Annotated in this window: 23 protein-coding genes; 5 read left to right on the top strand and 18 right to left on the bottom strand. The window is 59.0% G+C overall.

All coding sequences use genetic code 11. From position 1 onward, the window contains the following. Positions 1 to 33: 33 nt before the first annotated feature. Together OKC27_RS08715 and OKC27_RS08710 are read right to left on the bottom strand one after the other, a co-directional pair. Positions 34 to 531 (bottom strand): GNAT family N-acetyltransferase, encoded by a 498-nt coding sequence (locus OKC27_RS08715; RefSeq protein WP_075112783.1) that lies wholly within the window; start codon positions 529 to 531, stop codon positions 34 to 36. Between the two features lie 128 nt (positions 532 to 659). Further along, positions 660 to 1,481: an HDOD domain-containing protein gene (locus tag OKC27_RS08710; RefSeq protein ID WP_182938849.1), complete on the bottom strand. Its 822-nt coding sequence runs from the start codon at positions 1,479 to 1,481 to the stop codon at positions 660 to 662. A gap of 169 nt (positions 1,482 to 1,650) precedes the next feature. Between OKC27_RS08710 and OKC27_RS08705 the strand changes: the two genes are divergently transcribed. Beyond that, complete coding sequence (locus OKC27_RS08705; protein WP_005348674.1) at positions 1,651 to 1,917, top strand: hypothetical protein; 267 nt, start codon at positions 1,651 to 1,653, stop codon at positions 1,915 to 1,917. A 73-nt stretch (positions 1,918 to 1,990) separates the two neighbouring features. On the opposite strand, the gene aphA is transcribed toward OKC27_RS08705, so the two are convergent. Together aphA and OKC27_RS08695 are read right to left on the bottom strand one after the other, a co-directional pair. Beyond that, a complete protein-coding gene (gene aphA / locus OKC27_RS08700; protein ID WP_182938848.1) occupies positions 1,991 to 2,710 on the bottom strand; it encodes an acid phosphatase AphA in 720 nt (239 codons plus the stop codon). Between the two features lie 107 nt (positions 2,711 to 2,817). Beyond that, a complete protein-coding gene (locus OKC27_RS08695) occupies positions 2,818 to 3,492 on the bottom strand; it encodes an adenine nucleotide alpha hydrolase (RefSeq protein ID WP_182939700.1) in 675 nt (224 codons plus the stop codon). A gap of 180 nt (positions 3,493 to 3,672) precedes the next feature. Between OKC27_RS08695 and OKC27_RS08690 the strand changes: the two genes are divergently transcribed. The 4 genes from OKC27_RS08690 to OKC27_RS08675 all read left to right on the top strand — a co-directional run bounded on the left by OKC27_RS08690 (position 3,673) and on the right by OKC27_RS08675 (position 6,604). Beyond that, entirely contained in the window at positions 3,673 to 4,989 is a 1,317-nt protein-coding gene (locus OKC27_RS08690; RefSeq protein WP_182938847.1) for an MFS transporter, read from the top strand. 139 nt (positions 4,990 to 5,128) lie between these two features. Then, positions 5,129 to 5,851, top strand: a complete 723-nt coding sequence (locus OKC27_RS08685; RefSeq protein WP_058054193.1) for a MarC family NAAT transporter — start codon at positions 5,129 to 5,131, stop codon at positions 5,849 to 5,851. Between the two features lie 159 nt (positions 5,852 to 6,010). After that, positions 6,011 to 6,214 carry a hypothetical protein gene (locus OKC27_RS08680; RefSeq protein ID WP_042057225.1) on the top strand — a complete coding sequence of 68 codons (204 nt, stop codon included), beginning with the start codon at positions 6,011 to 6,013 and terminating at the stop codon, positions 6,212 to 6,214. Between the two features lie 186 nt (positions 6,215 to 6,400). Then, entirely contained in the window at positions 6,401 to 6,604 is a 204-nt protein-coding gene (locus OKC27_RS08675) for a hypothetical protein (protein WP_270806173.1), read from the top strand. Positions 6,605 to 6,726: 122 nt separating this feature from the next. On the opposite strand, the gene tldD is transcribed toward OKC27_RS08675, so the two are convergent. The 14 genes from tldD to OKC27_RS08605 form a co-directional block, all read right to left on the bottom strand. Further along, positions 6,727 to 8,175 carry a metalloprotease TldD gene (gene tldD / locus OKC27_RS08670; RefSeq protein ID WP_042032236.1) on the bottom strand — a complete coding sequence of 483 codons (1,449 nt, stop codon included), beginning with the start codon at positions 8,173 to 8,175 and terminating at the stop codon, positions 6,727 to 6,729. 70 nt (positions 8,176 to 8,245) lie between these two features. Beyond that, complete coding sequence (locus OKC27_RS08665) at positions 8,246 to 9,067, bottom strand: carbon-nitrogen hydrolase family protein (protein WP_182938846.1); 822 nt, start codon at positions 9,065 to 9,067, stop codon at positions 8,246 to 8,248. A 28-nt stretch (positions 9,068 to 9,095) separates the two neighbouring features. Further along, the gene (locus OKC27_RS08660; protein ID WP_042057170.1) at positions 9,096 to 9,416 is read right to left on the bottom strand and encodes a Dabb family protein; all 321 of its coding nucleotides are present in this window, start codon (positions 9,414 to 9,416) and stop codon (positions 9,096 to 9,098) included. Between the two features lie 49 nt (positions 9,417 to 9,465). Beyond that, positions 9,466 to 13,356 (bottom strand): YhdP family protein, encoded by a 3,891-nt coding sequence (locus OKC27_RS08655; RefSeq protein ID WP_182938845.1) that lies wholly within the window; start codon positions 13,354 to 13,356, stop codon positions 9,466 to 9,468. Beyond that, entirely contained in the window at positions 13,357 to 14,826 is a 1,470-nt protein-coding gene (rng, locus tag OKC27_RS08650) for a ribonuclease G (protein WP_005348639.1), read from the bottom strand. Between the two features lie 95 nt (positions 14,827 to 14,921). Next, a complete protein-coding gene (locus OKC27_RS08645) occupies positions 14,922 to 15,509 on the bottom strand; it encodes a Maf family protein (protein ID WP_058054199.1) in 588 nt (195 codons plus the stop codon). 2 nt (positions 15,510 to 15,511) lie between these two features. After that, positions 15,512 to 15,997 (bottom strand): rod shape-determining protein MreD, encoded by a 486-nt coding sequence (gene mreD / locus OKC27_RS08640; RefSeq protein WP_042057163.1) that lies wholly within the window; start codon positions 15,995 to 15,997, stop codon positions 15,512 to 15,514. Beyond that, positions 15,997 to 16,887 (bottom strand): rod shape-determining protein MreC, encoded by an 891-nt coding sequence (gene mreC, locus OKC27_RS08635; protein ID WP_042057160.1) that lies wholly within the window; start codon positions 16,885 to 16,887, stop codon positions 15,997 to 15,999. The genes mreD and mreC overlap by 1 nt, the downstream gene beginning before the upstream one ends. 42 nt (positions 16,888 to 16,929) lie before the next feature. Next, a complete protein-coding gene (locus OKC27_RS08630; protein WP_005340051.1) occupies positions 16,930 to 17,970 on the bottom strand; it encodes a rod shape-determining protein in 1,041 nt (346 codons plus the stop codon). Positions 17,971 to 18,174: 204 nt separating this feature from the next. Beyond that, positions 18,175 to 21,852 (bottom strand): DUF6701 domain-containing protein, encoded by a 3,678-nt coding sequence (locus OKC27_RS08625; protein WP_182938844.1) that lies wholly within the window; start codon positions 21,850 to 21,852, stop codon positions 18,175 to 18,177. Then, on the bottom strand, positions 21,849 to 22,274 hold the full coding sequence (locus OKC27_RS08620; protein ID WP_182939699.1) for an MSHA biogenesis protein MshP: 426 nt from the start codon (positions 22,272 to 22,274) through the stop codon (positions 21,849 to 21,851). Before OKC27_RS08620 ends, OKC27_RS08625 begins: the two co-directional genes overlap by 4 nt. A 37-nt stretch (positions 22,275 to 22,311) precedes the next feature. Further along, entirely contained in the window at positions 22,312 to 23,202 is an 891-nt protein-coding gene (locus tag OKC27_RS08615) for a PilW family protein (RefSeq protein ID WP_270806172.1), read from the bottom strand. A 38-nt stretch (positions 23,203 to 23,240) separates the two neighbouring features. Continuing rightward, positions 23,241 to 23,810 carry a prepilin-type N-terminal cleavage/methylation domain-containing protein gene (locus OKC27_RS08610; protein ID WP_182938842.1) on the bottom strand — a complete coding sequence of 190 codons (570 nt, stop codon included), beginning with the start codon at positions 23,808 to 23,810 and terminating at the stop codon, positions 23,241 to 23,243. After that, entirely contained in the window at positions 23,797 to 24,285 is a 489-nt protein-coding gene (locus OKC27_RS08605; protein WP_182938841.1) for a prepilin-type N-terminal cleavage/methylation domain-containing protein, read from the bottom strand. Before OKC27_RS08605 ends, OKC27_RS08610 begins: the two co-directional genes overlap by 14 nt. Positions 24,286 to 24,327: the final 42 nt, after the last annotated feature.

The following is a 24,327-nucleotide window of genomic DNA, read 5'->3' as shown; positions in this document are numbered from 1 at the left end:
CTCGCCATTCGCTTTCCAGCTCTCTGACCTCGATCACTGCTCCAGCAGCAGGCATTCGTCAGCATCTTCGCTCAGCTTGACCAGACGGCTGCGTACCAGCCCCAGCTTGGCCAGCAGGCCGATGGAACGCTCGTTGCCCGGGGTGACGATGGCGACCACCTGCCCAATCCCCAACCGGCTTTTGCCATCGGCAAGGGCGGCCTGCGCCGCTTCAATGGCATAACCCTGACCGCGATACTGCGGCAAGAAGGCGTAACCGATATCGACCTGCGCCAGGGTATCGCGCTTGATCAGGCCGCAGATACCGAGGCTGGCCCCGTCCTCCTTGCGCTCCACCAGATAGAGCCCGTGACCATAACGGGCATAGCTGACTGCTGGCCCCTGCTGGATATACTCCTGCGCCTGCTCCAGAGTGCGAATACCCCGATCGCCGATGTAGCGATAAAAGTCGCCGTCATTGAGCAGCTCAAGGATGAAGGGGGCATCGGTGGCGATCATTTCGCGCAGGATCAGGCGGGAGGAGGCAATCATGGCAAGGGCTCTCTAACGGAAAGTGAAGGGCAAAGAGTGCCCCGTCACTCCCGGGCTGGCAAGCCTGTGGCGCCATCGGCCATGAAAAAGGGGCCGCGTTGGCCCCTGATGAGATGGGATAAACAGGCTCAGGCAGCCAGCAATCCGGCATAGCCATTACCCTGCTCGCGCAGTGCAGTGAACTGGGCGGCGCAATCGGCCCAGCTCAGCCCCAGTGCATCTGCCACCTTGTGGGGCCACTCGGGCGGCGCCTCTTCCCCCACATCGGATTGCGCAGCCAGCACGATCGCCAGATGGATCAACCCGGCCTCGGCGGAGAACTCCTTGGCCAGCATGGGGTTGTAGTGATACTCCACCGCATTGCTGATGGTCTCGGGGAACTTCCAGTAGCGTGCCATGGCCGCCCCGACCTGGGCATAGTTGAAGCCGACCACCAGCTCTTCCGCCTTGGCCCGCCCCTTGTGCAATTCCAGATCGTGAATGTGGTGGACGGTGTTTTCCGGCAGGCCCACATGCATCACCAAGCGGCCGAGATCGTAGAGCAGGGCGCAGGTAAAGACCTCATCCCCCTTCATCCCCTTCTTCACCGCCAGACGACGGGCCAGCTCTGCCACGTTGAACACGCAGCCCCAGAAATGTTTGAGGTCAATGCCGGGCACCGCAGTGACCGATTCGGTGAGCCCGCAAGCCAGCACCATGTTGCGCACCATCGCCAACCCCAGCCGCACCGCGGCTTCATTGACGGTACCGATCTGACGACTGCTGCCGAATTTGGCCGAGTTGGCCAGCCGCAGCAACTTGGCGGAGATGACAGGGTCCTTGTTGATCAGCTTGCTGATCTTGAGCAGATCCGGATCCTTTTCATTGAAAGTCTGGATCAAATCGCGTATCACTTCCGGGATCTGGGGCAGTAGCTTGGGCTCGGCCAGCAGGGAATCTATCGTGGGCATAGGCGTGTCCATCCATGTTATCTGTGTTCCAACCTGTTTGCCTTGGCAAACTCCTCCTAATTATGGGTAACAAATGGCCTCCTCATCGGATTGTTTATTCGCTGGCCATTCAAGGTGTTAGTCACATTCAGGCTATACTGGCCGCCACATTCATTGTTGCGGATATCCCATGAACGACACTCAGGAATTTTTTGACGAAGACGCGCTGCTGGAGATGGTGGAGAACCAGCTCAACGATGGTCACCCGCCCCATGTGAAAGCGACCCTGATGCGGCTGGTAATGAAGGGCACCCCACGGGAAGAGGCACTGCAATATATCGCCTGCGCCCTCGGGGCCGAGCTGATGGCAATGGAAGCGGATCAGGGCCCCTTCAATCTGACCCGTTACGGCGAGTTCCTCGACAGCCTGCCCGAGATGCCGTGGGCTGACGACTGATCCGAGCTGGATGACGGATGCAAAAAGGGCGGGTGCCGATGGCCCCGCCCTTATTGCATGGATCCGCTGTGGATCAGAACTGGGAGTTGATGATCACCTCTTCCCCCAGCGCCCCTGCCAACGGCAGTGGCCGGTAGCTGGAGTTGGCAGCCCGCAGCAGACGAATGCCGCGAATACCAACCTCCTGCGCCGCCTTGATATCCCCGTCGGCATCGCCGTAGAAGAGCTTCATCTGCTTATCCTTGAGCCACTGCACCTTGGTATTCTGGCCCGGCTTATCACCCGCGAAGATCACCGGATTGAGCTGGTCGGCCGGAATATTCATGGTCTGCTGCAGAGTCTGGCTCACGGTTTCGGTCTTGGTGGCCGAGCGACCGGTGACGAAATAGATGTGGTCACCGCGCTTGAGATGCATGGCGATGAGCGCCTTGCCCACCTCTTTCGGCATGCTGAACGCATCCCAACCATTGTTCATCTTCTCCCAGAAGGCGGGGTTTTTCAGATAGCTCTCGTCGTTGGGCGAGAACTCCTGTTTGCCGCGATAAAAACCCGGGCTGGAGAAGAGCAGGGTATCGTCGATATCAAACCCGACCGCCATCGGGGGCAGGCCATCCAGACTCTTGGCTATCTGCTCCACCGAGACCCAGTGGATCGGTGCCTGCTGGGCCAGAGTGACGGTGGTGACACCGGCAGGGATCGGCTGAACGGTAGCGGCTTGACCCGCGACAGCAGGCAGAGCGAGGGCGGCAGCCAGCAAGGAGGCAAGCAGCGCCGGACGAGAGACGTGTTTCATAAGGCAGGTTGTCATCTTGAATCAAAAGAGGGGGCCAATAGTGCCCCCATCCCGCCTCTCAAATCTGTGAATGCTCCTGCAAAAAGGGAGCATTTGACGCCCGATAATTAATCTTCGATTGGCAGCAGATCGGTAAAGACAAAGCCGTCGCGCAGCACTGTCTCGCCGACCCGAATGCCAAGCGGGCGGGAGAACATGGGGCCATCATAGGCCAGGGTGTGAAACTCGCCGTTCTCGCCGCACGGATCGACCCCCTCCGGCAGCGCCGCCAGCAGTGCCTCGTCAAAATCGTGGCCCCCCAGGCTGGCATCCAGCTTGTTCGGGTCGAGAGCACTGATCCGCGCCTTCAACCCAGCGGCCACCATCTGCGGCGCCAGTTCACGGGTATTGCTGCCCCACAGCGGGAACAGTGGTTCGATGCCGGTGCCTGCCAGCTGCTTTTCACGGTAGGCGCGCACATCCTCGAGGAACAAGTCGCCAAAGGCCATATGGCGGATCCCCTGTGTCACCACATCGGCGATAAAGCCGGTCATGATGCGGGCGTAATCCTCGTTGCTGCAGGGCCAGGGCAGATCGATGGTGATGAGGGGCAGCCCGACGCAGGCGGCCTGCTCGGTCAACAACTGCTTGCGCACCCCGTGCATCGCCACCCGCTCGAATGCCTGATTGAGAGTGGTAAACAGCCCCACCACCTCGATGGCGGGATCTTGCCGCAACTGATGCAGTGCCCATGCGCAATCCTTGCCGCTGCTCCAGGAGAGCAGTACCCGTTTCTTTTCCATCATTCCTCCGCCAGCGGGGCGCTCTGGTTTCCCAAAAAGGTTGCCCCAAAAAGATGCAAGACAGTGTTGCGAATTGCGCGATTTACACACAAGAGGCAGGCAGCATACTCTCGATCACCTGCATATGCCCCCTTTACCGGGGCGACAATAACTAAAAAAACCGATGGGAAACATACGGATATGACCACAACCGCACAACAACACGATCACGCCCGCCCCCTCAATCGACAGGATTACAAGACCCTGAGTCTGGCTGCCCTCGGCGGTGCGCTGGAGTTTTACGACTTCATCATCTTCGTCTTCTTCGCCGTCGTCATCGGCGAACTGTTCTTCCCGGCCGATATTCCCGAGTGGCTGCGCCAGTTCCAGACCTTCGGCATCTTCGCCGCCGGTTATCTGGCCCGCCCGCTCGGCGGCATCATCATGGCTCACTTCGGCGATCTCATCGGCCGCAAGCGGATGTTCACCCTCAGCATCCTCATGATGGCGCTGCCGACCCTGCTGATCGGTCTGCTGCCCACCTATGCGGTGCTCGGCATCGGCGCCCCCATTGCCCTGCTGGGACTGCGTATCCTGCAAGGCGCCGCCATCGGTGGTGAAGTGCCGGGCGCCTGGGTGTTTGTCGCCGAGCATGTTCCTGCCCGTCGGGTCGGTGTCGCCTGCGGCACGCTCACGGCGGGATTGACGGCCGGCATCCTACTCGGCTCCCTGATCGCCACTGCGGTCAACAAGAGCCTGACCCCGGCCGAAGTGAGCGAGTGGGGCTGGCGGGTACCCTTCCTGCTCGGCGGTATCTTCGGCATCGTCGCCATGTACTTGCGCCGCTGGCTGCACGAGACCCCGGTCTTCGCCGAAATGCAGGCCAACAAGGCGCTGGCCGACGAGTTGCCCCTCAAGACGGTACTGCGCAGCCACAAGAGCAGCGTGGTGGTCTCCATGCTGCTCACCTGGCTGCTCTCCGCCGGGATAGTGGTGGTGATCCTGATGACCCCCACCTATCTGCAGAAGGTCTATGGCATCAGCCCGGCTGACGCCCTGACCGCCAACTCGCTGGCCATCGTGGCACTGACCCTCGGCTGCATCGTCTATGGCCGACTGATCGACCTGCTGGGCAGCGGTATCACCTTCATGTTTGGCTCCCTGCTGCTGGCAGGTTCCAGTTACGCCTTCTATCACGGTCTGGCGACCGGTACGAGCCAGCTGGTGCCGCTCTACATGCTGGCGGGCTTTGCGGTCGGGATTGTCGGCGCCGTGCCTTACGTGATGGTCAATGCGTTTCCGCCGGTGGTGCGCTTCTCCGGTCTGTCGTTCTCCTACAACGTTGCCTACGCCATCTTCGGCGGCCTCACCCCGATGGCAGTGACCCTCTGGATGAAGAGCGACATGCTGGCCCCCTCCCACTATGTGGTGAGTCTGGCGGTGCTTGGCTTTGCCATCGGCCTCTGGCTCTGGTTCCAGCAGCGCGCCATCCGGCAGCAGCAACCCCAACCCGCCTGACCCCGAGCCCCGAATCTGATTCGGGGCTTTTTTGTACTGCTTGTGTTCAGTTTGGCCAGCATAAGATAGCCTCCCTCTTGAGTCAGGTGACAGCCTGCCTCATGGCGTTCCTATTCACTCCTGCTATCAGAGGCCCAATATGTTCTTTCAGGTCGTCTTTATCGCCTTGCTGGCGCTGCTGCCCATGGTCAACCCGCCCACCACGGCCACCCTGCTGCTGGGGCTGAGCAAGGGGATGTCGCGCGAACACGTGCGCCGCCAGGTCAACCTGGCCGCCATCTATCTGTTCTGCACCCTCTGCATCACCTTCTTTATCGGATCCTCGGTTCTGGATCTGTTCGGGATCTCCATTCCGGGCTTGCGACTGGCCGGTGGCCTCATCATCGGCTTTATCGGTTTTCGCATGTTGTTTCCCGCCCCCAGTCAGGCAAGCGGGGTAGACATCAACCAGAGCATCGCGTTCGTGCCGCTCACCATGCCCAGCATGTGCGGGCCGGGCACCATGGCACTGGTGATCAGCGGTGCCGCCCAGATCGCCGAGCTGCCCGGCGAGTACAATCGGCTCACCATCTACGGCGGCATGGTGACGGCTTTTGCCCTGATGAGCCTGATCAGCTGGGGAGTATTGAAGCTGGCGGATCCGGTCTGCAAGATCCTCGGCGACACCGGCATCGACGCCATGACCCGCATCATGGGCTTCCTGCTGGTTTGCATGGGTATGCAATTTTGCATCAATGGCATCAAGGAAGTAGCACAGGATCCGGTATTCCACGGTGGGGGCGCCGTACAGAGCACACCGGCGCTACCGCAGGTTTCCGGCACTTTTGATCACTTGCCGCAAAAGCCCACCAGCTCTGATTGAAAACGGTATCAAAAAGTCCCTGACGATCTGCACTGATCTTGTTCCTGATCATGTTATTGACACACAAATGAGTTAGTTTGTTTTTCATACAGACTTTGTTCAGACGGATGCTGATAGGTTTGTTGATGAATACCCACTCAATTTCAGGAGAGTATGCAGATGGACAAGATGCTGACCGAAATAGGGAGCCATAGCCTGTTTCACGAGTACCTGAATGTGGTTGGGATTGCGAGCCCATCCCTCGCCAAGATCGAACAGCGCTGGGAATATAAAGCGCAAGAGCAGCTGGTCGCCAAGATCCAGATCGACAAACAGGGTAACGCCCGCTACTTCATCGACGCCCGCGCCATATCCGTCAACTGATACCGAATAATCCGCCAGCCCCGGTCCGCCGACCGGGGCTTTTTGTTGTCCGCAATCCCGTACTCAATGACCGGCCTCATCTCTGCTATGACGACAAGCCATTTGTTGTTTGTTTTTTGTACAGCAATCATTCAGCTCGACATGGCTATCTTGTATCCGCCCCCCTTGTTCCAGAAGAGTGTCCAGATGACCAAGATGCTGACCGAAATTGGTAATCATAGCCTGTTTCACGAGTATTTGAATGTGCTCGGCATTGTCAATCCAGCCCTTGCCAAAGTAGAGCAGCTGTGGGAACACAAGCAGCAAGAGAGGCTGATCGCCAAGATCCAGATCGATAAACAGGGCAAGGCCCGTTACTTCATCGACGCCCGCGCCATCTCGGTCAACTGATACCGAATAATTCGCCAGCCCCGGCCCACCGACCGGGGCTTTTTGTTATCTGCGACCCCTGAAAAGCAAAACCCCGGCAAAAGCCGGGGTTTGATTTCACTGTGACCAGTTTGCCGCAAGACTTACTGGGTGCCACCCACGGTGAGTTGATCCAGTTTAAGGGTGGGCTGGCCGACACCAACCGGCACGCTCTGCCCCTCTTTTCCGCAGATACCGACGCCGCGATCCAGCGCAAGATCGCTACCCACCATGGAGACCTGGCTCATCGCCTCGGGGCCGTTGCCGATCAGGGTCGCGCCCTTGATGGGGGCGGTGATCTTGCCATCCTCGATGAGGTAGGCCTCGGAGGCGGAGAAGACAAACTTGCCGGAAGTGATGTCCACCTGACCGCCGCCGAAGTTGGGGGCATAGATGCCCTTCTTCACCGAGGCGATGATCTCGGCCGGATCGTACTGACCCGCCAGCATGTAGGTGTTGGTCATGCGGGGCATCGGCATGGCGGCGTAGGATTCGCGGCGACCGTTGCCGGTGAGCGGCACACCCATCAGACGGGCATTCTGCTTGTCCTGCAGGTAACCCTTGAGAATGCCGTTCTCGATCAGCACGTTGTAGCCACCCGGCGTCCCCTCGTCATCTATGCTGACGGAGCCACGCCGACCCGGCAGGGTGCCGTCATCGACGATGGTGCAGTGTTTGGAGGCCACCTGTTCGCCGATGCGACCGGCAAACGCGGAAGAGCCCTTGCGGTTGAAATCCCCCTCCAGACCATGACCCACCGCCTCGTGCAGCAGCACGCCGGGCCAGCCGGCGCCGAGCACCACCGGCATGGTGCCGGCCGGCGCATCGATGGCGTCGAGGTTGACCAGCGCCTGACGCACCGCTTCGCGCACATAGCCAAAGGCGCGGCTCTCCAGCCCGTCCAGTTCGAGGAACCAGTCGTAACCAAAACGGCCACCACCACCGGCACTGCCGCGCTCGCGACGATCGCCCTTCTCGGCAATGACGGTCACTGACAGCCGCACCAGCGGGCGAATATCGGCAGCCAGGGTGCCATCGGTAGCGGCCACCAGTACCTCTTCGTAGACACCGCTGATGGAGGCCATCACCTGATTGATGGCGGGATCCAGACTTCTGGCAAACTTGTCCATCTGCTCCAGCAGGGCGATCTTCTGCTGCTTGTCGAGGGTCTGCAGCGGATCCATGGCCGGATAGAGCAGGTTCGCTTCGGTGCGCGCCCACGCCTTCACCTTGCCGTGAGCACCGGCAGCGGCGATGCCGCGAGCAGCAGTCACCGACTGTTGCAGCGCCAGCAGGCTCAGCTCGTCAGAGTAGGCGAAGCCGGTCTTCTCGCCGCTGACGGCGCGCACCCCGACCCCCTGATCGATGTTGTAGCTGCCATCCTTGACGATGCCATCTTCCAACATCCAGGACTCGTGCCAGCTGCGCTGGAAATAGAGATCGCCGAACTCAACCTGATGGCTCATCAGGCTGCCGAGCAGCTGCTGCAGGCGCCCTTCGTCGAGGTCGTTGGGGGCCAACAGGGAGGCACTAACCTGGCTCAATAGACTCAATCTTCTTCTCCACTCTCGTAACGAGATGTTTTAAATCGTCTTGCCGACGGGGTGGCAACAAGCCACGCCATCACAACAAACGGGCATGGGTCAGCACTGGCATGGTGCGATGCAATTCGTCGATAAATCCGGGCTCCATCTGCGCCAACACGGTGCCACGCCCGGACTCCTTGCTGGCCAGCACCCGACCCCAGGGATCGATCACCATGCTGTGGCCCCAGGTCTGGCGCCCCGTCTCGTGAGTTCCGCCCTGATTGGCAGCAACTACGTAGCACTGGTTTTCGATGGCGCGAGCCCGCAGCAGCGGCTCCCAGTGCGCCTCGCCGGTCACGGCGGTAAAGGCAGCAGGCACCAGCAGCACACGGGCACCGGCACGGGCCAGCTGGCGGTAGAGCTCGGGAAAGCGCAGATCATAACAGATCGAGAGGCCAAGGGGACCAAAGGGGGAATCCACCAGCATAGGAGCCTCCCCCGCACTGAAGGTCTCCGACTCCCGATAACGGCCATGATTGTCCGCCACATCCACATCGAACAGGTGGATCTTGTGGTAGTGGCCCCTGAGCTCACCGCTTGGGTCAAACACCAGCGAGCTGGTGTGGATATGGTCGGAACCGGCGATGGTGGTCGGCATGGCTCCGGCCACCAGCCAGATGCCAAAGTCGCGGGCCCACTCGGCCAGCTGTTGCTGGATCGGCGCGGCGCCGCTCAGATCGGGGCCCATCGCCTCGGCGCCATCCAGATAGCCCTGCCGCTCGCCAAACAGGGCAAAGTTCTCCGGCAGCAGCACCAGCAGCGGCCGCTCGGTTGGCAAGGCCGCCAGCTCGGCGGCAATCTGCTCCCGGTTATCCTGCCAGTGACGGCCAGATACCAGCTGTATTGCGGCTAACCACATGACGTTCTCCTTGTCATTGTTGCAACGTTCAGATGCTGACCACATCACCGGGTTGCAGTGTGTAATCCAGCACTATGATACGTGCCAGCACCGGACGGAAGATGGCCTTGAGGGCATCGTGCTCCGGATGGGGTAGATAGCGCTGGCGGGCCGCTTCGTCGGCGAAGGTCATCAGCACGCTGTGGGTGAAGCCGTCATCCCTCCCCTCGGGGCTGTCATTCTCCCCCCACTCCACCGCGGTCACGCCGCTGACCTTGGCCGGTATGGCGAGGAAGGCGGCCCTGACGGCGGCAATATCGGCGGGGAGTGCGTCGGGCTTGAAGGTGATCAGCAGAATATGTCGGATCATGGCTCTCTCCTTGAGCGTGAGCAGGTCGAAGCAAGGGTTGGCGCCAGCATCAAGGCTGACGCGGAATGCCTGGTTGTGGATTGAGCAGGAAAGGGGTGGCCGCTGGCAGGGTGGGCACCACCGCATCGACCGCCTGTTTCTGCTGCTGGTTGAGCTTGATCCGAGCCCGATTACGTCCCGCCTCGATCAGCTTGGGATCATCGAGCGGGCCGGAGACCCGGAAATCGATGCGGGTCACCACATCCACCACCGGCTCCAGCAATTTGGAGAGGGCCAGCACATAGAGCCCGGTCACCGGCGTGATGGAGAAGGCCGCCACCACCGGCAGGGTGCCACCCAGGTTCGGGGAGAAGCTCAGATCAAAGTCGAGCCGCCAGCGCACCAGATCGGCGATCCCTTCACCGCGCAGGTTGCCAGCCGCCCCTTTCATATAGAAGTCGTCATTTTTGAGCTGCCCCTGCTTGATGGTGGCAGAGGCAGACATGGATTCGAAGTAGAAGCCCTTGTCGAACACATCGCGAAAATCGAGGCGCAGCTTGCGCAGCAGGGAGTCGAGGCTGAGCAGGGAGAGCAGCCGCGCCCCCTTGTCGTTGACCTCCCGCAGGGTGCCGCCCTCCAGCTGATAGTTGGCACTTCCCCCCAGGGTCGGCAGACTCGGCCGGTAGGGCACATCCTGCCAGTTCAGATCAAAGGCGAGGGAGCCGGGAGCATCGCCGATAGGCGAGGTGTAACCGAGCCGCTTGAGCAGCAACTCGCTGTTGCTGCTGGTCAGCTTGCCACGGGCGCGGGTCTGCATCCGGTTGCCATCGGCCAGCCAGTCCATGCTGCCAGTGAGCTGGCTGCCGGCCAGCCGCACATCCAGCCCCTTGAGGGTCACCTTGTTGGCGCCGGGCACCAGCTCCCCTTTCACTTCGCCGAGCGGCAGCTCGCCAAAGCGGCAGTCGACACAACTGAATGTCAGCCAGGGAATGGAGGCCATGATGGCGTTATCCTGCTGCGCATCGGGATCCGGGCTGAGATCCGAACTCTTGCCGGACCAGTAGATGCGGGCAAACTTGGCATCCACCGGGCGATTGGCCACTGCGGGCAGCCGGATCACCCCCATCACGTCGGGGCTGTCGATCATCACCTCGGTCGCCTGACTGGTCGGCCCCACGGTGAAGCGCGCCGCCTTGAGGGTGGCACTGCCGATATAGGCGCGGGCCAGCTGACCATCCACCCACCACTCCTGCGGCAGGAAGGCGGGGCCGACCACCGCATTGCCAGTCTGGTTCTGCGCTGGCAGCCACTGCTTGAGCCGCGCCAGCCAGCCGCCGACGTCGGCCTCCTGCTGGTTGATGGCAAGCAGCATTGGGGCATCGCGCAGCACTCGGGCACCCGGTTGGCCCACATCGACCCGCACCCGACTGAGATAAGGCACCCCTTCGCCGTAGACCAGCCGGGTCTGCATATCCACATCAGCCCCCAGTACGGCGCGAATATCAGCGCTGCCATCCCGGCCACGTGCGATCACCTTGAGCGGCAGCCGGCTGGCGCTGCTCTTGGCCAGCGGCAGCGGCAGATCCAGCCCCATCCCCTGCAGGTTGGAGTCGAGCGCCAGCTGGAAGCTGAACGGTTTGCTCTCGGGCAGAGTCAACCCGAGCTTGCCGCCCCAGTTACTGCGGCCGTTGAGAATGCCGAATGAAGAGATGGCGGCGGGCTGGCGGCGGCTATCCCACTGTCCCTTGAAATCGAGGTCGACCTGATAGTGATCCGGATGCTGGCGCCCCTGATAATCGAGGGTCAGCGGCTGGTTCCACAGGCTCGCTTTGAGGTTGCTGAAGCGGGTCTGTTCGTTGTCATATTCGAGCCGCCCCTGCACCTTCTCCAGCAGCAAATCCAGACTGGCGACCCGCACCTTGTTGTTGCTGAAGGTGGCATCGCCGCTCACCTTCACCTCGCTCTCGCCATCGAGAGGAATATCGAGCTTGACCGATCCTGCCATCGGGCCGCGGATCTCGATCTCCCGCAGCGCCTGACCTACCGAACTACCCAACGGGGAGTCCTGCAGGTAGTCGCTGATGGCCTTGCCCTCCCCCTGCACCTTGGCATCCACATAGAGGTGGGCACCGGGAGAGAGATCCGGGATCCATGCATGCACCGAGTCGGAGCTCGCCTTGCCGAGTTTGGTGGATCGGCTGCGCATATCGAGACCGGCATTCTGGAACAACAGGTCGATCTGCAGGTCGGTGAGCGGTTGCCAACCGGGGAAGAACTCGTAGGTGGCCTGCTCCAGCGGCACCGCCACTTGGAAAATGCCATCACCTTTCTCATAAGGGAAATCCCGGAACTCGCCATACCAGAGCAGGTCGGCCCCCTTGGCCTTGCCCCCCTTGATGGCGCCGCTCAGGTAATCCACCAGCCCCTTGTCCATCGCCTGCAGCGGGAAGTAGCGATCGGCATGGCCCGCGTTCTTCACATCGATGCGGCCGGTCAGGGCCAGGAAGGGGTGTTCGAACAGATCGAGACGGAAACGGCTGGCCAGAGTCAGGTCAGGGTTATCCAGCGCGATATCCTGCCCGTAGAGCACCCAGCCTTGTTCCTCGCGCCACCAGTCGAGGCGGGCCGAGAAGTTGTCGACCGGGATCGGCACCTTGAAGTGCCGGGCGGGATCCACCTTGTCGTTCGCCAGTGCCAATCTGGCGCTGCCCCCCTTGGGGGTGAGCCAGAACTCGCCGTTGAGATCCCGCCAACCGGGCACGTCGTGCCAGGCATTGAGGCTCACATTGGCGATCTCACCGCTGAAGGAGATATCCTGCCACCCGGCATCGGCCAGCAGGGTCAAGCCTGTCAACTTGCCCTTGGGTCTGGTCCGCTTGAGCAGCTCGCTCTGGGCGGGGTACATCGCCGAGACCAGCTGGCTCAGCTGGGCAAGCTGGTCGAGATCGATCTGCGGCACATAGCCCTGTACCCGCTCGCCGATCCGCTCCAGCTGCAACCGGCTGTGCAGCCAGGGTTTTTCGTCCAGTTTGAAGATCACATCGTGGCTGGCCAGTTGCCAGTCCTGACCATCGCGGCGCAGTTGAACCTTGCCACCATCGAGACCGAGACGATGGAGCCGCTGATCCTTGGGATCCTTCCAGATCAGGTAGTTGTTGCCAAAGGCCAACAGGGTGTTACCCAGCTTGCCGCTGTCAAACTCGCTCCAGAGCTGGAAGTCGAGCTGACCGGCGACACTGGGCTCACCGGCATGGACCTTGGCGAGAATGGGACTGATATCGAGCTGGCGGGCACCCAGATAGAGCTGCCCCTTGAGGCGGTCGAGGCGCGCCGTCGGGGCATCGATATCCAGAATCAGATCGATGGTGCTCTCGCCCACCCCGTTGATGAGATACGCCTTGCCCACCCCCTGATGGCGCTTGCCGCGGTTCTGCCAGCGCAGTTGGGCAATGTCGAGCGCCCGCAGATCGCCGAGGGAGGTAGTGACGCTGAGGCGGGTGTTGTGCACATCGAAGGTGGAGAGTTGGGTCAGCAGAAAGCGCAGCAGGGCGCCCTGCTGGGGGTCTCCTTGCGGCTCGCGGCTGTTGGCGGGCTGGCTGAAATCGAGGGTGATGTCGCCATCGCTGAGGGTCAGCTCGCCAAACACCGGCTTGAGCTCGTTGAGGGTGCGCCAGAAGTCGAGATGCACCCAGGCTTTGCCGAGCTGTACGGTAAAACGCCCCGAATCCGGGGCGATGGCGAGTTGCTGCAATTCGAGGGCTGGGCCGGATTGTGTCCAGTCCAGCCCCACTTGCTCCACGCTGACCTTGAGCTGTGAATCCCCCAGCAGAGTGTGGATCAGACTCTCCCGGTATTGATTCAGCAAAGGGCCCCCAACCCGTACCAGCGTGACCAGCATGGCCATCAGTACGAACAGAACCCCCAGGGCCAACCAGCCCCGACTCAGCCAGCGGTAGACCAATTACATCATCACCACGTCGAATTGCTCCTGACCGCAGAGGGGTTCGCTCACCACCCGCACCTGCTTGCCGATAAACACTTCCAGCTCCGCCAGACTGTGGGACTCCTCGCCATGGAGGTAGTCGGCCACGGCCGGAGCCGCGTAAACGGTAAACTGATCCGCATCGTAGGCGCGATTGACCCGGATGATCTCCCGCAGGATCTCGAAGCAGACCGACTCCACCGTCTTGACCCGGCCGCGCCCCTTGCACTCGGGGCACTCGGAGCAGAGCACATGCTCCAGGCTCTCGCGGGTGCGCTTGCGGGTCATCTCCACCAGGCCGAGCTGGGAGAAACCGTTGACGTTGGTCTTGGCGCGGTCCTTGGAGAGCGCCTGCTCCAGGCTGTGCAGCACCCGACGGCGGTGATCTTCCGACTGCATGTCGATGAAGTCGATGATGATGATGCCGCCGAGGTTGCGCAGGCGCAGATGGCGGGCGATGGCCGCCGTCGCCTCGACGTTGGTGTTGAAGATGGTCTCTTCCAGATTGCGATGGCCGACAAAGGCGCCGGTGTTGATATCCACCGTGGTCATGGCTTCGGTCTGGTCGATGATAAGGTAGCCGCCGGATTTCAGCTCCACCTTGCGCTCCAGCGCGCGCTGGATCTCGTTCTCCACATCGTAGAGATCGAAGATCGGCGACTCGCCGGGGTAGTACTCCAGCTTGTTGGCCAGCTCCGGCACATACTCACCGGTGAAACGCTTGAGCTGATCGAAGCTCTGACGGGAGTCAACGCGGATCTTGTCGAGCTCGGCGCCGACAAAATCGCGCACCACCCGGAAGGCCAGACTGGGATCCTCGTAGAGGATCTTGCAGGGCGGGTACTTCTGCTTGCGCTCGAGGATCTTGCGCCACAGGCGTTTCAGGAAGGCGGCATCCTGCTCCAGCTCCAGCTCCCCCACCCCTTCGGCGGCGGTACGGATGATGTAGCCACCCAGCTCATCCACATAACCGGCCACGGTGCGCTTGAGACGCTCCCGCTCCGCTTCGGACTCGATGCGCTGGGAGACACCGACGTGGGCGCTGCCCGGCATAAACACCAGATAGCGGGAGGGCAAGGTGATATCAGTGGTGAGACGGGCACCCTTGGTACCCAGCGGATCTTTCACCACCTGCACCATGATGTCCTGCCCCTGCCGCACCAGCTCGGCGATGTTGCCGACCTGGAACTGCTCCTTCTCCTTCACCGCCACACACTCGGTGTGCGGCACGATATCGGAGGCGTGCAGGAAGGCCGCCTTGTCCATGCCGATATCGACGAACGCCGCCTGCATACCGGGCAGCACCCGACTGATCTTGCCTTTGTAGATATTGCCCACGATGCCGCGCTTGGCCTGACGCTCGACATGCACTTCCTGCAGCAGACCGTTTTCGACCAGAGCGACCCGGGTTTCGGAGGGGGTAACGTTAACCAGCAGTTCTACCGACATAAGTAACCTTGCCTGTTCCAGTTTTGAATTCTATAGAGCCAATCCGGTACAACGCGCGCAAGGGATAAACGCAGCAGAGCACAGCTGACGGGAAATTATTTGAGCTGTTCCAGATGATGCTTGATCAGCAGGTCTGTCTCCAGCAGGGGCAGGCCGACCACGGCGCTATAGCTCCCCTCGATGCGGCTGACAAACTTGCCGGCAATGCCCTGAATGCCATAAGCCCCGGCCTTGTCACAGGGCTCACCGGTCCGCCAGTAGGCCTCGATTTCGGCCTCATCCAGCTTGCGAAACGCCACGTTGGTGGTGACCAGACGCACGTCACAACGATCCTTGCTGGCCAGCGCCACCGCCGTCATCACCTGATGCACCTTGCCGGAGAGCGCCTCCAGCATATCTTTGGCATCCAGCAGATCGGACGGTTTCTCCAGTACCCGGTCGCCCAGCACCACTATGGTGTCGGCACCCAGCACCGGCAACGCCGTCGGCGCACACGCCACGCCAGCCATCGCCTTGTCACGGGCGAGACGGCAGACGTAATCCTGCGCCTTTTCACCCTCTTCCCGCTGCTCGGGCACATCCAGTTTCAGCACCTCGAAGCGGTAGCCAAGCTGGGTCAGCAGTTCACGGCGACGGGGAGAAGCCGAGGCGAGATAGAGTTGTGGTTCGTTGTTTTTGCTCATATTTACCTAATGTTGAAGCGGCGCCGCACCTTGCGCAGCACCAGAAACACCCAGGGCCATATTAACATCGTCGTCAACGTCGACCAAAAGTAGGCGAAGTTGAGGCTGGCCTGGCTGAACAGGTGCTCGGCCCAGAATACCGTCATCTTGCCCACCAGCGAGAGGCCACCGATGATCAGTGCCTGCTGCCAGAGGGAGAAGTTGCGGATCTTCTGGAACTGGAAGGCTGCCAGATAGGTGGTGATGGCCATCGCCATCGCCCGCACGCCGAGGGTGCTGCCGAGCAGCACATCCAGCAGCAGACCCGCCACCCAGGCGGTGCCGACGTTGGTCCGGTGCGGCAAGGCCAGTGCCCAGTAGATCAGCACCATGGCCAGCCAGTCCGGACGGAAGGGGTCAAATTCGAAAGGAAGCGGCAGGATCGACAGGCTCAAGGCCAGCAGGATCGAGATCCAGATCCAGATCCTGCCGCTGGCGGGTTGCAGCATCAGCGAGTGGCTCCTGCGGCGGACGCAGCAGGAGCTGCCTGTTCGCCATCCTCATCATGTACTTCAGGCTTCTTGTCGGTCCACAGCAGCAGCAGATAGCGCAGTCTATCCAGCTCCACCAGCGGCTTGGCCTCGACCTGGGCGAAGGGCTTGCCCTCCACATACTCGGAGCGAGTCACGGTCGCCACCGGATAACCTTCCGGGAAGCGGCCACCCAGGCCCGAGGTGACCAGCAGATCCCCCACCTGAATATCGGTATTGCGCGGCAGGTTGCGCAGCTCAAGCTTGTCGAGCTCGCCACTGCCGGAGGCGATGGCACGCAAGTCGTTGCGCAGCACCCGCACCGGAATGCCGTGGCTGGAGTCGGTGATCAGCAGCACGCGACTGGTGGTGGAGCCCACGTGGAGCACCTGACCAATCACCCCCTGATCGTTGATCACCGCCTGACCGTTGTAGACGCCATCCAGCGCCCCCTTGTTGATCAGTACCTGATGGCTGAAGGGGTCGGAATCCACCGACAGCAGCTCGGCCACCATCTTGCGCGACTCCTTGTGCACCGGCGAGCCAAGCAGCTCGCGCAGACGCTGGTTCTCGTGCTCCAGATGATCCATCTTGAGCAGGCGAGAGCGCAGGGTAAACAGCTGTTGCTCCTGCTGCTTGGTCTGCTCGATGAGATCGGCACGGGTCTGCACCTGGGTCGACATGGTATCGAGCAGGGTACCAGGCGCATTGGCCATGTATTGCAGCGGACTGACTAACGAACTGAGGTAGACGCGGACATGGGTAAACACACCGAAGCGGGAATCCGCGACGATGGCAGCGATGGAGATGATGACGGCGAGAAACAACCGTAACTGAAGCGAAGGGCCTCTACCAAAAATGGGTTTCATGGGTCGTCAAAAAAGAGCCGGCACGCTGGCCGGCTTTGGGTCTTATTCGTAGTGGAACAGATCGCCACCGTGCATATCGATCAGCTCCAGCGCCTTGCCGCCGCCACGGGCCACACAGGTGAGGGGATCTTCGGCCACGACGACAGGAATACCGGTCTCTTCCATCAGCAGACGGTCGATGTCTTTCAGCAGTGCGCCACCACCGGTCAGCACCATGCCGCGCTCGGAGATGTCGGAAGCCAGTTCCGGCGGAGACTGCTCCAGCGCCACCATCACAGCCGCAACGATACCGGACAGCGGCTCTTGCAGCGCTTCCAGGATCTCGTTGGAGTTGAGGGTAAAGCTGCGCGGTACACCTTCAGCCAGGTTACGGCCACGCACTTCAATCTCGCGCACCTCTTCGCCCGGATAGGCGGAGCCGATCTCGTGCTTGATGCGCTCGGCAGTGGCTTCACCGATCAGGCTGCCGTAGTTGCGACGGACGTAGCTGATGATCGCTTCGTCAAACTTGTCGCCACCGATACGGACGGACTGGGAGTAGACCACACCGTTCAGGGAGATGATGGCCACTTCAGTGGTACCACCACCGATATCGACCACCATGGAACCGGTCGCTTCGGAGACCGGCAGGCCGGCACCGATGGCAGCAGCCATCGGCTCGTCGATCAGGTAGACCTCACGGGCACCGGCGCCCAGTGCGGACTCCTTGATGGCGCGACGCTCAACCTGAGTGGAGCCGCACGGCACACACACCAGCACACGCGGGCTGGGGCGGAAATAGTTGTTGTCGTGAACCTGCTTGATGAAGTGCTGCAGCATCTTCTCGGTCACGTAGAAATCGGCGATCACGCCGTCTTTCATCGGGCGGATCGCGGAGATGTTGCCCGGGGTACGGCCCAGCATCTGCTTGGCGGCATGACCGACAGCAGCGACCGATTTGGCGTTCCCGCGCTCTTGGCGAATGGCGACAACTGAGGGTTCGTTAAGGACGATCCCTTGATCTTTTACATAGATCAGGGTGTTGGCAGTTCCCAAATCGATCGACAGATCGTTGGAAAAGACGCCTCTGAGCTTTTTGAACATGGCTACGGGAAATCCTAAGAATTTGGAGGTGCAGAAAACCGGCTAACTTTACCAATGCCCACCCTAATGGGCAAGCGCTCAAACTGTCGCCAATCAATCAGGCGCGACAAAAATGCGAGTCATCACTCACTCGCACACGCTTGTAAACGCTAATAAACAAGGATTTAGGGGGATGCCGTTGCGCCATCCCCCCTTACACATCATTTAGTGCAATACTTCGCGCCGATAAATAATTCTGTCATTACCCCGGCTGGAGCCGAAAATGGCCTCACCTTGCAGGTTGCCATCATTGGCACTCGCCGGGTCAGACAGCCAGAGCGGCGATAATGGCTGTTTTGCCAAATCGACCTTGTACGGAATGCGCACCGAGATATCCGGCTTGGCAAAGTGGAACAGGATCTCGCCATCTTTTGCCTGTGCAGCCTCACCACCCGGTGCCGAGCTGCCCAACCCCAGCTTGATCTTGCGGCCCGCCCCCAGATTCAGATCGCGAGAGGCTGCATCAAACGAGTGTCCCGGGTTGAGGAAGCGGATGCCGTCAGCGGCGAGAGAGAGCCGGGTACATTGATCTTCCTTGTTCGGCTGCCAGTTGCCCGCTTCGTAATATTGCATCTTCAGCGGAATAGCCAGCGGCGCCGAGGCAACCCCGGCTTCAGTCCCGGCCAAAAGGCGGCCATACAACAGTTTTTGAGTGCCCAGCCGCACCGCATCACAACTAGCCCCAGCGCAGGATCCTGCTACAGCCGTATTCATATTCGGATTCGCCAACAGCGTAGTACCGCCATCCTTATCATCGACTTTGATACCAAAGCTCAACGTGGCAAACGGTGCTTCTGGACCAGTAGCACGATCAAAGCGGGTATTCAGCCCGAAAGGTGACTGCTGATTAACACTCGCAATACCACTTGCCCAGCTGAGCGTAGGGGCTTGCGTGATACGTCCTGAACGATCCACCCCATCGAGGGCATTGGCAGCCACCATCTCAGCAACCCCTTTCGCGAACGCCCCCTGATAGTTCTGTGTCGTCCCTTGCTGCGAGTTGCGCGCAGTGAGGACAAAACCGCTGGCAAAGGGCTGACTCATGTATGTAAAGGCATTGCAGGCAGGCGTGATAAAACCACCACTCAAACTGTAATCCCAAGGGACGAAACGGCCGATTGGCTCACTCCATCGCAACACAGTCTCAAGTTGGGGTAATTCATCCTGATAAGCGGGATAAGGCACAAAATTGCTGACGCCTAACCGGATCACCCCTACCTCCGACCAATTCGCCACCACATTATTTGCCACTCCGTTCGCCAACGAGATTGCAGTTGGCGAGAATGTTCCGGTGCCGCCAGCTGCCGGCGCTAACAGCGCCCAAGAGATCGCCTTATTACTGGTCGCAAAGCCAGGGGTTAGCTGATCCTGCTCATTGAGGGCACGCGCTTGCAGAGTAAAGGACTCGCCCGCTTTACGATAGACAGGGCAGGCCGCATATGTGTTGTCGTTACTGCCCGAGCAACTACTTTGTTCTTGTGCCTGGAGTGTGATCGCTTTAGGAATCACAGCAACCGTATCGCTACCGGTCAGCTTAAGGGTGCCGGTGACATCATTCTTCTGGAAAGTAGCATCCAGTCGCAACACGCCGGCATCCGGGTACTGCACGGTCAGTTGACCCACCCCATCACTGTTAAACGCGACCTTAACGTTTCCTGATGGCGCGATCACAGTGCTATTGACCATCGGCACGGCACCACTGGCCTCAGAAACGACCTTGCTCGAGGCAAATTGGAGAGTCTGATCACCAGTCAGTAAGGGCACGCATACCTTGGTCGCCCCCGCATCGTTTGATTTGATAGCGCGGATCGAGGTGACACCCGAGGTACCGGCATAGAAGGTGGGCACATTGAAACGCAATGCGGCATCGACAAACGAAATGGAGCAATTGGCGTCAAGCACGCCATCTTTAAAACAGCGCAGCGGAGCAGCAGGCGTTGCTGTCACAATAGACAGCGGGATAGCGCCAGCCTGGTAACGTTGCAAATTCAACGCGTCACTCCCTGAAGCACCTATCACGACCGGATTACTACTCCACCCCTGCGTGGGTGACAGCGTCACGTTAGCGCCGAGATCATACAAGGTTGAACAGTCGCCATTGGCACAGGCTTTTAGCTGCACAGTGGCGACTTCACAGGTCAACGTCTGGGCACCATAGTGCAGTTCATAATGATCAACCTGATTTTGGCTGCCACCGCATGAATATCCAGAAGAGTCGATAACTGAGTTCATACCAACTTTTATCTTCGGCGAACTTACTCGACCATGGATATAGGAAGGTGAGCCCATGTTCAAAAAACTTCCCACTCCCCCCTCCTGCTGATAGACCAAGCCACTGATAGTTGCTTGAGCGCCCATATCCAAAGTATTGTATGTAACCAGTAGTAATTTACCTATATCCCCTCGAATATTTGCACCTGTACTATTAATAAAGCTAGCACCGATCATAGTTACGTTCTCAACAAATAATCGAACAGGCCCAGCGACCTCAATAAGAGTATTGTCATACATCTTCAAGGTTTTAATCCAATAGTCACCAGCAGCCAAACGTACCGTATAAGGCTTACCATTCCGGCCACTCCCCAAATCAAGTGTATTTATAGTCAGACCAGCCTGCCTGATGTCTAGTGAAGAACCATTCTTTGTCGATATAGTTCCGAATGATTTACCATCTGCGGCTGTTAAATACCTATCGACCCCCTCTTGAATACCAATATTGGGGCTGGTTGGCCATGATGATGGAAAAGCTGGAAATGACAGATTAGCTGTATTGTCTGATGGCAAGCATCTTCCACCATCACAGGACTGAGGATGATCCCCCCTGATTTGCCCACTATTTTTATACCCCAGCGCACCACGGGTTGTTCCTTTTATCAAGCCCATCAGCGACCACTCACTCCCGCTCAAGTCAATCTGATGATTTGCTGCTCGTCCTTGTGCTGGATAAGGAAATGCTTGCTTGCAAAGAGCAGAAAAATCATTTTGCTGAGGACTCGGTTCATACCGTAAGATGATGTCATCCCAAGAAATATCATCGAGATCACCTCTCCCTAATGTCTCTAACCATAACTCATAGGTACCCGCAGCTAACTCGTACTCAATTGGCCAGTTGACCTCACCATTTCCAGAAAAATAGAAGACCAGCGGTGTATCGACAGACCCTTGCGTCCTTATAAACATCCGACTGCCATTCGGCACACCCCAGTCTCTTAAATTAAATAAACTGAGATTTTTTAATTTTGATTTTTGATTGAGTGTAAATAAGTTCTTAACGTACGTTCCACTTGGAGAAGGTGGATACCAACGACTTCCATCCGAGTTATCACCAAGATGAGTCCGTTCGATAAAATGAAAAGCATCACTTATTCCTGCAGACACGAGCCTTATACCATTAAACTGAAAATCATCCCAGTCAGAACAATTTGATTGATAACGCCCCTGATATATACCATTTTTGAAGCACCCCCCCCAAACCGCCATTTTATATTCACCAGCTGGAAGCGATATTGGACTGGATATGAGACTTGGTGTTAAATCATTTGCCTTCTTGTCAAACAACACATCAGCGTTTTCATTCCATATAACAACATTAACCCCAGCATCTAATCCTGCAGCTCCATCCAGTTTCACCTCACTAATAGTTAATGTTTCTGATAGTGAAAAATTAATGGGCGCAACAGGGATAAATAACCCCCCGCTCTGCCGCACCATTACAGTAGGGAGTAACGCATCACCATTATTATTACCAATGTAAAATTTACCAGGCAAAAAAACATCCGCCCATGACAGCGAACTAAATAACAGGACAATTAGAACACAGCAATTGATCATGTAACGAATCATGGGTTAGCTCCATCATAAGCTTCGGCCATCAGGGTTCTGCTTACAACAAAATCGGGGTTGGCACTGTTGAGGTCCGAGCTGCCACAGGTGCCGACACTCTCGAGACGATAGCCATTGGTCACAGATCCGTTATAGGTCACCGGCACCGTGGCGCAACGAACCACAGCCAGGCAGTTGTTCAGCCCGGGATTACTGGCAAAGTTCAGTGTGCTGGTTACCTGGCACACCACTGGTGGCATCGGTTGGGCAAGTGTACGGTTGGGGAACAGTCGATAGAGCGCCACTTCCAGCCCGCTCTGGGCGGCCAGCAGGGCGCGCACGCTGCGCACCTCCACCGTATTTTTCTCGCCGCTATCGACCAGAAAGCGGCCCATGGCAGCCGCCAACAGCGCCATTACCACAATAACAAACAGGGCGATCATCAAGGCGCTGCCTCGCATCCGACCGAAAGCATGTAGATCAGGGCACATTGAACACCTCTATCTTGTGGTTGAAGGTGACCGACTCCCCTTTGCGCTCGAAGACAAAGCGCATGCCAAACTCCCCTTCGGCGTTAAACGCCGAGGTTTCCCGATAGAAGGTGCCAATACGAAGGGAATCCGCCATCAACACGCCCTGTGCAGGTAAGGATGCCCCAATAGGCGCGGTGGCCCGGGTCAGCGTGTTTCCTTCCACACAATAACGTACCTGCTGGTTGGCAAAGTAGACCCGGCTGCCGGGAGAGAGGCCTGCCAGACTCTCGGTGCTGGTATAGCGGATGGTTTGCGCCCCGGAGACGGGAGTCAGCACATCGGTGACCTTGGCCACGCAGCGGCCATAATCGCAGCCTGCCGTGAGCGAACCGGCATTTTTGTCCGGCACAGGGAAGACGATAAGCTGATCATCTTTTTTGACGGCGGTGGCATCCACATCCAATGGATTGGCCGCAGAGGCCGGGGTCGCCATCACCAGTTCAAGGGTGGCCGTGCTCCCCGACATGGCGCGGTTAAGCGCCAGATAGCGGCTGGAGGTGCTGATGGGCCAGAATCGCAGACAGGCGCCGGAGTCGACCCATGTCCCGCCAGTGGTCTCTATCCGCTCCGATCCCGGCACCGCATCGCGCAGCTCGCGGTTAAGCCGCTCCATGGCGAAGCGGGCATCACTCATCAGCTGCTCACGACTGCTGGCATCGCCATAGATCTGGCTGCCGATACCAATAAACTGGCTGGTAAAAGTCGCCATAATTCCGAGCAGCAGGATGACCATCACCAGCTCGACCAAGGTAAAGCCACTGTTACCCCGAGGCTTGCGGTAGATTCGATTAGCCGGTAGGCGTAATCGGACGTCAGAAATGGTTACAGGCGCAGACATTCGGACAGGCAGGCAACACCCGACAGCGGAGCGATCCATCAGTAGTTCCCCCGGTAGAAGGAGAAGTCGAGCACGCTCTCATCCGGCAGCTTGATCTGCAGATCGATGCGTTTGCCCACAGAGCAGGGCGCAGCACAACTCTTGAAGCTGCCATCGCTAAAATCTGCGGCACTTACTGCAATCCTGACCTGATAGTTGCGATATTCATCATCATTATTCGTAACCCAGCTGGTTTGCGTAAACCGGCTGGCCTGCTGCCAACTGCCCGCGGTATCAAAATCATCCACATCGTTATAGGTGTAGGGCTCTGACTCGCCGGTGCCATCAGGGCCATAGCTGCTGGAGCAAGGGGAGATGGTCGCCCCCACCACCTGCTCGCCACAACGATAACGGCCACCGTTATGATCGGAGTTTTCATCAAACGACTTCTGCAGGATCTCGCCAGCCAGCCGCTGGGCCAGCTGGGCGGCTCGCACCTGCTGTACCGGATCCACTGCCTGTGGCGCCTGATTAATCAGCAGCCCCAACATGCCGGTCAAGGCCACCGCCAGCAGCACGATGCCGACGATCAGTTCAATCAGGGTAAAACCGCGCTCAAGGGATCTCATGGATAAACCCCTCTGACTCAATCTTGATACGGCTGGTTTCGCGACCATCACTCACCAGCAAGGTACAACCGGCAGCGCAAGTGCCCAGCGGTCGCCCCATCTGATCGAAGCGCAGCACGAAGTTGTTGTTGCTGTTCAGGGAAAGAGTGATTCCGTCAGAGGCGGTCACCAGCCGACCACGGGTGCGCAGATTATCGGTCCAGCCACTGCTCAGATCATCGCTGGCAGGACACGCAGCATAAGTACGGTGGGCAAAACGGGGGGAGGCCACCACCAGCTGGGTACAGCGGTTGGCAGGCTCATGCATATTGACGGTCTGCACCAGCCGCAGCCGGGTCAGCAGCTCGTCACGCACGGTTTGAGTTTCAAAGCCGCCTTTGCCCAGCCATTTGGGCACGGCAAAGGCGGCCAGAATCCCGAGTAACAGGATCACCAGTACCAGTTCAATCAGGGTAAAGCCCTTGGTTGCAGGCATGGAGGTTCTCATCAGGGAAAAGAGAAAGCGAGGCCGAAGCCT

Origin of the sequence: Aeromonas sp. QDB62 (assembly GCF_027705695.1) — a bacterium.
GTDB classification, from domain to species: Bacteria; Pseudomonadota; Gammaproteobacteria; order Enterobacterales; family Aeromonadaceae; genus Aeromonas; species Aeromonas allosaccharophila.
This window is presented reverse-complemented; position numbering and strand designations above follow the sequence as displayed.